This is a genomic window from Streptomyces monticola (assembly GCF_042665355.1).
In the GTDB taxonomy this organism is placed as follows: Bacteria; Actinomycetota; Actinomycetes; order Streptomycetales; family Streptomycetaceae; genus Streptomyces; species Streptomyces monticola.
This window is the reverse complement of sequence record NZ_JBHTCF010000001.1, coordinates 199,261-210,898: the sequence shown is the minus strand read 5'-3', so window position 1 is coordinate 210,898 and position 11,638 is coordinate 199,261. Positions and strand designations below refer to the sequence as shown.

Sequence of the window (11,638 nt, the reverse complement as noted above, 5' to 3'; positions counted from 1 at the left end):
GAGTAGCAGTGATCGAGGTCGTACCCCCGGACCGTCTGGGACCCGTCGCCATCGGGATGAGCGTGGATGACGCCGAAGCGGCGCTGCGCGCACATGGAGCCGTAAGTGTCGGCGAACGGGATGGGCAGCGCCCAGGGGTCGCCTACTACCCCAGCGGTCTGAGTGTCCACGTCCACACGGGTACCGGAGGTGTGGTCAACGCGGTAGAGGCATTCCGACCCATCCAACCGGACACCGTAAGTTTCCGCGACATTGACCTCTTCGCTACGCCTGCCCATGAAGTAGAGAATGGTCTGCGAGCGTTCACTGAGGTTGAAATCGAGGAACGCGGGTGCACACTCATCGCTCCCGATTTGCTCCTGTCGCTATGGCGGCCGTATGTAGCCGATTCGCCCCAGGACCGCGACGGCTACTACTTCGAGTCGGCGCTGGTAGCGGAGCCTGGGTACTACGATTGATCCGGCTTTCACGCTGAACTTTGCAAAGTTCGGCCTGACGGTCGAATCGCGGTGCGGGGTGGAGCCCGCGTCTGCAGTCTTTTTCCATCGGCCTGTCACCATCGGCGCAGCTCACGCTCGACATAGAGGGGCCGTCGTTGCGGCACGGCGGCCCCCTAAAGACTGTGTCCTGCCCTTGCCGGGTTGGCCCCTGCTGCCCTGTTGTTCGCGAAGTTGACTGGCGAGCAAGCCGTATTGACCTGGATCGTAGACATCAGAACCCCTGGCAAAGTAGGTCGATTTGATTGGTCGTGGAATCCGTGGGCTGTCGGTCTGACTAGCTCCTCGAACTGGACCTGTGAACCGCTCCGGTACCCTGGGGCGGCCAGGTGACGGAGATCCGCCGCTTCGACCGTGCGGCACGCGAAGCGACCACCTCGCTTGGCATCGACCTGGACCTTCGGCCTCGAGCCGCTGCAGCGAGCCGGCCCTTGGAGAGGTAAAGGGCCAGGAGCAACAACACCTGAGAGCCTCGCGCACCCGCACCCGGTCATGCCCCGATTCGCCCTCTCGTAGCGGGACTTGTGCCGTGCCAGATCCGCGCCAAGTCGCACTGACGATGGGCCCAGGAGCCTGAGCTATGAACCGGATACGGGATCAGCGGGGCCTCTCTGGTGCATGGTCGCCAGCCGACGGGCTTCGCAGTGCCGTGAACAGGGCCACCGTTTCACGGTGGGGTTTAGCACCCAATTCCGCTAGGGCCCGCTCCAGGAGTTGGAAGGTGCGCGCCACGGCATCGTGCTGCCCCAACTTGGCTTGGATGCAGGCGATATCCCGGTAGATCGCCTCGTTGTAGCGGTCCAACTCGCGGGCGCGTTCCAGCAGGTCGAGTGTGTGGCGGGGGTCGGCGCCGCTTGACATGTGGACCAGCGTGCTGAGCGCATCCAGGTATTCGCGGCGCAATGCCTCTCGGGGCGCCACGGCCCACGCGGCGTCGACGTCTTCGGCGAAATCGCCGGTGTAGAGGGCGACGACGCGCTCCAGGGCTGCGGAGCGGTTCGCTTTGCCGGTCGGTTGTCGACGGGCGGCCTCCACGGCTGCTTGGAATTCCCACAGGTCGACCCGAACGAGCTCGCTGTCGATCCTGTATTGCGCGCCAGTGCGGCGTGTGAGGTCGGTGACCGATTCGTCGGTGGCGGCGAGCAGCCGCCGGCGTAGTTGACTCAACACTGCGTGGAAGGCGTTGTGCGGGCGCCTGGGAGATGCGTCGGGCCAGATCGTGGTGGTGAGCTCGTCGCGCGATACACCACGGTGGTGCAGGGCCATGAGGGCCAGTAGCTCGCGCTGGCGCAGCGTCAAAAGGTGGCCGATTTCCTTGGATTGGGAGGCTTCGGGTGTTTGGAAGGTGAGCCGGAGCTGCCCGAGCGCGTAGAGCCAGAGCACGGGTTCCGCGCCGCCGTCGGCCCGGTCGCTAGGACCTTCCGTTGCTGACTCCCCAGGCGATGCCGAAGGTGTCGCCTCCGCCGCCGCACCAGCTACGGCGACCCACACCGGCGGCGCCTCTACATGTCCCCCAGACTCTGTCCGACGAACCGGTACTTCGGGCTCTACGGGCAAATCCTGCGGCGCGCTCCCTCCGTCGGCGGGCAGGGTGAACAGTCCAGTGCCAGCGAACGCGTCTGCCCGCCGTGGGCTCGCATACTGCACGCTCCCGTCCTGACCCGCATGAAGGGTGCCTCCGAAGTCCCACGGACCAAGCAGCAGTCCCGAGAGGCCAAGTGCCGCCCCGTTGTCGAGGACTGCTTGCAGCCGTTGCTGCTCTTCCAGGGTCGGCTTGGCCACGAGCACTAGCCGAACGAGTATTCCCGCGCCGGACCCCGTTGCGTCCATGCTTGTCCGGGTGCGGGTGATGAGCTCGATCTCCAGCCTCTCAAGTGCCGCGGACAGATCGGGGGTTACATGGAGCCGAGAGGATCGCGTCGTCTCACATGCGCCGGCGCCGAAGAGCTGCTCAGCCTCGACTGAAGGCATGATCAGTTCGACGGCAGGATTCTGGCCCGGTGGCTGAAGCCACTCCTGGATCAGAGTTCGCGCGACATCCGTCGCGCCCGGGCCCACCAGCCCCAGTCCACGGCTGAAATCCCAGTTACGTAGAGAGATCAGGCCCCATTCCGCGCCGGTGGCCCCCTTGGGCTCAGTCGACGGCGCAGGCCGCGTCGGCTCCGGGCCGTGCGGCGCGCTCGCATTGCGAGGACGAGCCGACGCCCTATGCCGACCCCTTCCATGGCCGGTTACGACACGAAAGGCGGTCATCATTGCGGCTACCACCGCCAAACCGACCCCCATGAGCAGACCGCCAGGGAGGGCGGATCCTCCGTCATCCCTGCACTCACACTCCTGCCCGGAAGGCGAGGGAGAAGACGGTGACTCGGGAGCAGGGACGCTTGAACCCGAGGGCGGATTCGGCAAGTTCGAAGGATCTGGGTCAGCGCGACCGCCTCGAGGCCCCTGCTCGGCTGGAAGGCGAATGCCCCATCCCGGCCGTATCTCATCAGGGTCTCTCAGCCGGTGTCCGTCCGCCTGAGTGCGGTTGCGGTTCAGGGCGTACAGCTCCGGCCATCGGCGGCCATCCCCAAGGTGGCGCTCCGCGATGTCCCAGAGAGTGTCATGGCCACCCTCACGGGGTGAGCGTACGACGACCGTCGACCCGCCCCGCTCCCCTGCCACCAATCCCAAATCTGCAGCAATCCGAAGCTCGACATCCGCCGACGCCGTCAAAGGATCAGCAGCCTCGGTCAACTCCGCGACAACTGCCGGCCGTTGAGAGTGGCCCAGTGACGCGTGAGCTTCGCGGCCCGCGGCGAGGGCCAGGAGGACGGCTCCCACCAATGCCGCCGTGGGGGTGTGCAACGGTCCGACAGCCACGCGCGGAAGCGACCAGGCGCCACCACGTAGTGCCTCACCAGCCGTCCACAAGAAGTCGATCAGGAACCCCGTCCACACCAGCCACAGCACAAAGGCAAGGATCTTGAGCAGCAGAGACGCAGCGGGTGGCGAGTTCAGAACTGTCTCGATTTCCGCGCTCGTGGGTTCGTGATCCGGCAACGGCCAGCCGACGAAGTGCCATAGAGCCCAAGGCAGTCCGACGAGCAGCACCGCGAGGGACGCACCCGCCAGCAGGCCGCGGGCCCCGGTGCCGCGCCCGGCCACCTCGTGCGGGCTGGCCTCCACGTCACTCTGGCTCACGCCGGCCACCACGTGATCCGATCCGAGCACCACTGCCACCTCACCTCAAAGATGCGAGTCGGCCCATCTCATGCCTACGGGAGCACACTCACCACTACGGCCAATTCGCGCCCGCAGCGCAAGACGCAGCCGCGTACGGACTTCGGAGGGCGTACGGAGCCTCATCGAGAATCGGCCACGGGAAGCTGGTGATGCTGAGATCGCCCGGCGGCATCGGACCTCACCACGCCCACCAGCATCCGAGCCCTAGCGGCACCCACGTGCAGCCTCCGGCGCAAGGTCTCCGCCGAGATCGGTCGCTGATGCAGCTCGCGATGGCGCGCGTCCTCCTGACGGGCTCGCTTCAAGAGGTCGGCGCCGACGAGGGAGAGTTTGACGCCTTGTGGCTCCTTGAGCGCCAGGCCAGCGGTCTGCCCATCCTCGCCAATTTTACCCTCGTCATTGCCGGTTGCGAGAATCAACTGCGGCCCGGACTCGTCCTGGGGACCGGCGATCTGGACACCGGCGATCGCCTGCAACAGACCGGGGCCCACCTCAGCCCAACCGATGAGCAGCAACGGCCCGACGGCATCAAAGGCAGCCTTGCCCACCTGTCCTTCGATGAGCGGAGCCGTCACGTTCAAGGCCAAGGTCATCGTGCTCGCGAAGATCAGCAAACAGCGGGCGGGCCGTATCTGATCACGGCCCGCGCCGTGCAGCGCCAAATACCGGATGGCAAGGAGCAGGCCGATCACCGATAGATCCACCGCCGGGGCCACGAGCGGAGCCACCCACGGCGGCACGCCCAAGGCCAAGGCCAAGGTCCACACGTTGCCAAAGCCGAACAGGAACGTCAGGCCCACGACCATGGCCGCAATCGCGGTCACCGCACGCAAGGTGGCTTGCCGCTCAAAGGACAGCTGTCGGCGTGTGCTGGAAGCGAGCCCATGCAACGTACTCACCTTCCTCGCGGATGGATTCTTTCGGGCATGCGATAACGCCCCGTCGCAGGCGACGGGGCGTCGAGAAGTCGGAGGAGCCGAGGACCGGAACAGCGCACATCCAGTGCACAGTCGCGCGGGATGTTCCGGGAACTCCCAGGTGGAGAGGGGTAGTTCCACTTGGCGCGCGAATCCGCGATCAAGGCATTCGAGCAGGTCAGAACCGTCAGATTGACCCAGCTGAGCAGTACGTCAGGAACACGCCACTCAACGTACCTGGAGCATCGGGTCCGGAGTCAGGAATTTTCTCCCCGCCACCGCACCTGCCCCCGGCCACGCCCACGCCTCTGCGCCCGCGTCGCCTCCCGCCCCGCGCCTACCGCAGCAGCCCCTCGATGAAGTCACTGCTGAGCCGGGCGACGACGGGCAGGTCGAGATGGTGCTGAACGTAACGGCCCCGCCTCTTCGTGGTGACGAGGCCGGCCTTCTTCAGGACCGTGAGGTGCCGGGAGATCTCCGGTGCGGTCATGGCGTGCGCGTCGGCCAGTTCACTGGTGGTGTACACCCCGCGGGCGAGGTGGCGGCACAGCCGGATCCGCACGGGGTGGGCCAGGGCCTCCATCCGCAGCACCAGTTCCTCGACCGAGGGCGCGGCAGCGGTCCCGGTGGACAGGGCGGGGGACGCCACCGGGTAGTGGATGACCGGCTGCCAGTCCAGTCGGTGCAGCACCATGTGATGCGGCCACCCCAGGCTCGTGGGCACGAGGGCGAGCCCTCCGCCGCCGGTGCGGGTCCTGCCCACCGCCAGCTTGTCGACCGTGATCTCCGCGCTCTTCTCGTCCAGCGACACCGCCTTGACGGTCGTCAGCGTCTCGGCGAGCCCTTTCCGCCTCAGCAGTTCCTTCTTGTGCCGGGCGTCAGCCGTGAGCTGCCCGCGTACCCGCGCCCAGACGTCACCGAAGAAGGCGTCCTCGCAGTCCTGGAGCAGGGTGCGGAGCCAGGCGCGGATCACGGACGGGTCGTGGAGCAGACGCCGGGTGAAGCGGTACTGCTCGGGGCCCCGGGCCATGGCCAGTTCGAGGGCCCGCCGGCGGTCCACGGCACAGCCGAGCGGATCCGGCACCGGCCCTCCGTAGGACGGCTCCTGGGTGAACTCCAGGGCCGCGTCGACGAATTGCCGGTCGGTGAGCTCATCGAGCTGGTCCAGTTCGCCTACGAGAGTGCCTGCGGGGGCCGCTCGCCCTCCCGGCAGCCCGGCGAACGGGAAGAACACGTCCGAGTACGTCGTACGCCACAGGAAGTCGGCCTCGCACAGCCGGTCCGCGAGGTCCGCGTCGAGTCCCGCCGAGATCGTGCGCGCCCAGCTCTGCAGGCCCGGGTGGTGGTCCGGCTCGGCCAGCGCGTGCAGGGCCATGCCCAGCTCGGCCAGCGGGGAGAGCGTCACCGAGACGTTCTCCGGGCTCAGCCCGCCGACGTCGATATGCACGCTCATGCTCCCAGTGTGCACGGCTGTCATCCCAGCGCGCACGGCTGCCATCTGCGGCCACGACAAGTGGCGGTGGCGCAGGCGCCGGCCCATCGGTACTCGTGGCGTGGATCACACACGCTGGACCTCAAGTCCGGTTGAGGAAGCAGACTTCCAGCCGGGCCGACCAAGCCACTCGGCCCACTCGTCTCACTCGGCCCCGCTCGGCCCCGCTCGGACCGCTCGGACCGCTCGGACCGCTCGGACCGCTCGGACCGCTCGGACCGCTCGGACCGCTCGGACCGCTCGGACGACTCATGACGCTCAACTCACTCAGCTCAGGAGCACCCCATGGCCACGCTGCTGCACATCGACACCTCCCTCAACGGCGAGCAGTCCCACTCCCGCGCCGTGACCGCCGCCTTCCGCCGGACTTGGGAGCACGAGCACCCGGAGGGCACGGTGATCCACCGTGATCTCGACGCCGATCCGGTCCCCCATCTCCGGGCCGCCGCCTACTACGCGGGCTTCACCGCCCCCGCCGACCGGTCCCCCGAGGAGCGGGCCGCCTTCGCCCTGCGTGCGCGGTTGATCGAAGAGGCCGAGGCGGCGGATGTGATTCTGCTCGGCGCCCCGATGTACAACTACTCGATCCCCTCGGCCCTGAAAGCCTGGATCGACCATGTCTTCGCCGTGGGCCGCACCGCGATGACCGAGAGCCCCTCGCTCGCGGGCAAGCCCGCCGTCGTCGTGACCAGCCGCGGCGGTTCGTACAAGGAGGGCACCCCGCAGTACGGCAACGACTACGTGCAGAACTATCTGCAGCTGGCCCTCGGCGACGGCCTCGGCCTGGATGTCTCCTTCATCGTCCCCGAGTTGACCATGGCTCCGTCCGTCCCTGCCATGGCCGAGCTGATCCCGCTCTCCGAGAGTTCCCGCACCGAGTCGCTCGCGGCCGCCGAGTCCCACGCGAGGACACTGACGGCGCGCCTCGCCGCGTGACTCACGACATGGCCGTCACCGACAGCACGTGACTCACGACATGGCCGTCACCGACAGCACGTGACTCACGACATGGCCGTCACCGACAGCACGTGACTCACGACGTGACCGTCACCGACAGCGCGTGACTCACGACATGGCCGTCACCGACAGCACGTGACTCACGACATGGCCGTCACCGACAGCACGTGACTCACGACGTGACCGTCACCGACAGCGCGTGACTCACGACGTGACCGTCACCGACAGCGCGTGACTCACGACATGGCCGTCACCGACAGCACGTGACTCACGACATGGCCGTCACCGACAGCACGTGACTCACGACATGGCCGTCACCGACAGCGCGTGACTCACGACGTGACCGTCACCGACAGCGCGTGACTCACGACGTTGCCGTCGCCGGAAGGTCGGGCCGGGACGGCGGCCGGTTCGCCGCGGCGCGCAGCGTCAGGACCATGGTGAGGCCGCCGCCCGGGGTGTCCTCGGCGTTGAGGGTGCCGCCCATCGCCTCGGTGAAACCGCGGGCGACGGCCAGGCCGAGGCCCACCCCGGCGCCGCGCGGGGCGTCGCCGTAGCGCTGGAACGGGGCGAAGATCCGGTCCTTGGCCTCGTCGGGGACGCCGGGGCCGCGGTCCACGATCCGTACTTCCACGCGGTCGGCGAGGGCGCTGGCCGCCACCAGGACCGGCTCGCCGTCGGGGCTGTACTTGACCGCGTTCTCCACGATGTTGGCCACCGCCCGCTCCAGGAGCCCCTTGTCCACCGTGACCATGGGCAGGTTCTCCGGGATGTCCAGGTCGACGCTGCCCTCGGTCACACCGCCGAGCGCCATCGGGACCACTTCGTCGAGATCGATCTCGCGGATCAGCGGGGCGACGGTGCCGGTCTGCAACCGCGACATGTCGAGGAGATTGCCCACCAGGTGGTCGAGCCGGTCCGCACCGCCCTCGATCCCTTCGAGCAGCTCCGCCTGATCCGCCTCCGACCACTCCACATCGTCCGAACGCAGCGAAGAAACCGAGGCCTTGATGCTGGCGAGCGGCGTACGCAGATCGTGACTCACGGCGGCGAGCAGCGCGGTCCGGATCCGATTGCCCTCCGCCAGCGCCCGTGCCTGATCGGCCTCGCTCTGCAGCCGCTGCCGGTCAAGGACCACCGCGGCCTGCGCGGCGAAAGCCGCCAATACGCGCCGGTCCTCGGCCGGCAGGACACGCCCCGACAGCGCCAGCGCCATGTGGTCGCCCACCGGCACATCCACATCCGCCGCCTCGGGACGGTCCGGATGGCCGCCGGTGCCCGCGTTGCCCGCGGACGTCCAGGGATCCCGGTCACTGGCCCGCTCCAGGAGCGCCACCGACTCCATGTTGAAGGTCTCCCTGACCCGCTCCAGCAGCGCGTCGAGAGTCGTCTCCCCGCGCAGCACACTGCCCGCGAGGAACGACAGGATCTCCGACTCGGCACGCAGCCGGGCCGCCTGCTGGGTGCGCCGCGCCGCCAGGTCCACCACGGACGCCACAGAGGCCGCCACCGCGAAGAAGACCGTGATGGCGACGATGTTCTTCGGGTCGCTGATGGTCAGGGTGTGGACGGGCGAGGTGAAGTACCAGTTGAGGAGGAGCGAGCCCACGGCCGCCGAGGTGAGGGCCGGGCGCAGTCCGCCGAGCAGCGCCGCACCGACGGTGAGGCTCAGATACAGGAGCATGTCGTTGGCCAGGCCCATGTCGGGGACGACCGTGCTGAGCAGCAGCGTGAGCAGCACCGGGCCCGCGACGCCGGTCAGCCAGCCCCAGATGCTGCGGGAGCGGCCGAGCCGCGCTCCCCGGGTGACGGGAAGGCCGCGGCCCTTGCCCATCTCGTCGTGGGTGACGAGATGGACGTCGAGGTCGGGCCCGGAGTCACGGGCCACGGTCGCGCTGACTCCCGGTCCGAAGACGTACTGCCAGGTCTTGCGGCGGGAGACACCGAGGACGATCTGGGTGGCGTTGGCGCCGCGCGCGAATTCCAGGAGTGCGGTCGGTACGTCGTCGCCGATGACGTGGTGGAAGGTGCCGCCCAGATCCTCCACGAGGGTGCGCTGGACGGCGAGCTCCTTCGGTGAGGCCGCGGTCAGACCGTCACTGCGGGCGATGTAGATCGCCAGCACCTCGCCGCCCGCGCCCTTTTCGGCCAGGCGCGCCGCACGACGGATCAGAGTGCGGCCCTCGGGCCCGCCGGTCAGCCCCACCACGATCCGCTCGCGCGAGCCCCAGATCTTGGAGACACGGTGCTCGGAGCGGTACTCCTGCAGATACTCGTCGACGCGGTCGGCGGTCCACAGCAGCGCCAACTCCCGTAGCGCGGTGAGGTTCCCGGGCCGGAAGTAGTTCGAGAGGGCGGCGTCGATCTTCTCCGGCCGGTAGATGTTGCCGTGCGCCATCCGCCGCCGCAGGGCCTGCGGCGACATGTCGATCAACTCGATCTGGTCGGCCCGGCGCACCACCTCGTCGGGGACGGTCTCGCGCTGCCGTACGCCCGTGATCGACTCGACGACATCGCCGAGGGACTCCAGGTGCTGGATGTTGACGTTCGATATGACGTCGATGCCGGCGGCGAGGAGTTCCTCGATGTCCTGCCAACGCTTGGGGTTGCGGGAGCCGGGGATGTTGGTGTGGGCCAGCTCGTCGACGAGGGCGACGGCCGGGCGGCGCTCCAGGACGGCGTCCACGTCCATCTCCGTGAAGAGCGCCCCGCGGTACGCGATCTCCTTGCGCGGCACCTGCTCCAGGCCGTGCAGCATGACCTCGGTGCGCGGGCGCCCGTGGTGTTCCAGGAAGGCGACCACACAGTCCGTGCCGCGCTCGACGCGGCGGTGGGCCTCGCCGAGCATGGCGTAGGTCTTGCCGACGCCGGGTGCCGCACCGAGGTATATCCGGAGCTTTCCGCGTGCCATGTCCCGCCTGTTCCTCAGCTCTCGTCCGGTCCTCGGCTCACGCCTGTTCCTCAGCTCTCGTCCGGTCCTCGGCTCACGCCTGTTCCTCAGCTCTCGTCCGGTCCTCGGCTCACGCCTGTTCCTCAGCTTTCGCCCGGTCCTCGGCTCACGCCCGTTCCTCAGCTTTCGTCCGGTCCTCGGCTCACGCCCGTTCCTCAGCTTTCGTCCGGTCCTCGGCTCACGCCCGTTCCTCAGCTCTCGAAGCGGTAGCCCATCCCCGGTTCCGTGATCAGATACCGCGGATGGGACGGGTCCGCTTCGAGCTTGCGCCGCAACTGGGCCATGTAGACCCGTAGATAGTTGGTCTTCTTGCTGTAGGTGGCGCCCCAGACCTCCTGCAGCAGGCGCTTCTGGGTGACCAGATGGCCGGGGCTGCAGATCAGGATCTCCAGGAGATGCCATTCGGTCGGTGTCAGACGTACGTCACGGCCGTCCCGTCTGACCTTCTTGGCCACCAGGTCGACGGTGAACGCCTCCGTGGTGACGACCGTCGGGGCGCTCATCGGCGGCGCCCCCTGCGCACGCCGCTCCGCCGCCCGCAGCCGGGCGAGGAGTTCGTCCATGCTGAACGGCTTGGTCATGTAGTCGTCGGCCCCCGCGTCGAGGGCCTCGACCTTCTCCTCAGAGGCCCTGCGCGCCGAGAGCACCAGGATCGGTACCCGGGTCCAGGCGCGCAGGCCCTTGATCACATCGACACCGTCCATATCGGGAAGGCCCAGGTCGAGCACGATGACATCCGGCTGGCGGGCGGCGGCGAGCCGGAGCGCGGTGGCGCCGTCGGGCGCCGCGTCCACCCCGTACTTCCGTGCCTGCATATTGATCACCAGCGCCCGGACGAGCTGCGGCTCGTCCTCCACCACCAGCACCCGAGTCATCGGTGTGCGGCCTTCCTGCCGTCGTTCCGTACGGGGATTAAGCCCATCAGTGCTTCGCGACCATTTCCTTGAGCGCGATATTGAGCTTGAGGACGTTCACGCGCGGCTCCCCCATGAAGCCGAGCACGCGGTCGTCGGTGTGGGCGTTGACCAGCTTCTCCACGGCGGTGACGTCGAGGTGGTTCTTCTCGGCGACCCGATGGGCCTGGAGCTTCGCGTACTCCGGGGAGATATGCGGGTCGAGGCCCGAGGCTGAGGACGTCACCGCTTCGGCGGGCACATCCGCCGGGCTGACCTTGTAGCCGGCCGTGGAGTTGTCCTTGACCACGGCGGCCTTGGCGTCCTTGACCCACTGGATCAGCTCTTCGTTGTCGCCCGAGCGGTTGGTGGCGCCGGACAGCAGGAGCTTGTACCGGGTGTTCACCGTGTTCTCGCCCAGGCCGTTGGAGGGCCGCGGCTGGAACCACTTCAGGTCGGGAGCCGGGGTCTCCTGGCCCTTCTTCAGGGGCAGTTCGTACTTCTGGCCGATCAGCTCGGAGCCGACGACCCGGCCCGTGGAGTCCTTGATCTCGGAGCCGTTCGCCTTGTCGTGGAACAGGCCCTGCGCGACACCGGTCACAAGGAGCGGGTAGAGGACACCGGTCACCAGGGTGAGGACGAGCAGGGCGCGCAGGCCCGCCCCGATCAACCGCGCTGTGTTTCCTACGGAGTTGTTCATGGCA

Annotated in this window: 8 protein-coding genes; 2 read left to right on the top strand and 6 right to left on the bottom strand. The window is 68.0% G+C overall.

Translation table 11 applies throughout. The features are described from left to right. Nucleotides 1–8 precede the first annotated feature (8 nt). Nucleotides 9–458: a hypothetical protein gene (locus ACFQVC_RS00865; RefSeq protein ID WP_381825298.1), complete on the top strand. Its 450-nt coding sequence runs from the start codon at nucleotides 9–11 to the stop codon at nucleotides 456–458. Between the two features lie 636 nt (nucleotides 459–1,094). On the opposite strand, the gene ACFQVC_RS00860 is transcribed toward ACFQVC_RS00865, so the two are convergent. From ACFQVC_RS00860 to ACFQVC_RS00850, 3 genes are all read right to left on the bottom strand, one after another. Beyond that, the gene (locus tag ACFQVC_RS00860) at nucleotides 1,095–1,880 is read right to left on the bottom strand and encodes an AfsR/SARP family transcriptional regulator (protein WP_381825296.1); all 786 of its coding nucleotides are present in this window, start codon (nucleotides 1,878–1,880) and stop codon (nucleotides 1,095–1,097) included. Nucleotides 1,881–3,844: 1,964 nt separating this feature from the next. Continuing rightward, nucleotides 3,845–4,549, bottom strand: coding sequence for a SpdA protein (locus ACFQVC_RS00855; RefSeq protein WP_381825294.1), 705 nt, complete (start codon nucleotides 4,547–4,549; stop codon nucleotides 3,845–3,847). Nucleotides 4,550–4,979: 430 nt separating this feature from the next. After that, entirely contained in the window at nucleotides 4,980–6,095 is a 1,116-nt protein-coding gene (locus ACFQVC_RS00850; protein ID WP_381825292.1) for a DUF5937 family protein, read from the bottom strand. A 324-nt stretch (nucleotides 6,096–6,419) separates the two neighbouring features. On the opposite strand from ACFQVC_RS00850, the gene ACFQVC_RS00845 reads away from it, so the two are divergent. Then, nucleotides 6,420–7,070, top strand: coding sequence for an FMN-dependent NADH-azoreductase (locus ACFQVC_RS00845; protein ID WP_381825290.1), 651 nt, complete (start codon nucleotides 6,420–6,422; stop codon nucleotides 7,068–7,070). A 385-nt stretch (nucleotides 7,071–7,455) separates the two neighbouring features. Here the strand turns inward: ACFQVC_RS00845 and ACFQVC_RS00840 are convergent, their stop codons facing one another. The 3 genes from ACFQVC_RS00840 to ACFQVC_RS00830 form a co-directional block, all read right to left on the bottom strand. Then, on the bottom strand, nucleotides 7,456–10,002 hold the full coding sequence (locus tag ACFQVC_RS00840) for a DUF4118 domain-containing protein (protein WP_381825288.1): 2,547 nt from the start codon (nucleotides 10,000–10,002) through the stop codon (nucleotides 7,456–7,458). A 230-nt stretch (nucleotides 10,003–10,232) separates the two neighbouring features. Further along, nucleotides 10,233–10,916, bottom strand: a complete 684-nt coding sequence (locus ACFQVC_RS00835) for a response regulator (RefSeq protein WP_381825286.1) — start codon at nucleotides 10,914–10,916, stop codon at nucleotides 10,233–10,235. 46 nt (nucleotides 10,917–10,962) lie between these two features. Then, the gene (locus tag ACFQVC_RS00830) at nucleotides 10,963–11,634 is read right to left on the bottom strand and encodes a potassium-transporting ATPase subunit C (protein ID WP_381825284.1); all 672 of its coding nucleotides are present in this window, start codon (nucleotides 11,632–11,634) and stop codon (nucleotides 10,963–10,965) included. Nucleotides 11,635–11,638 lie beyond the last annotated feature (4 nt).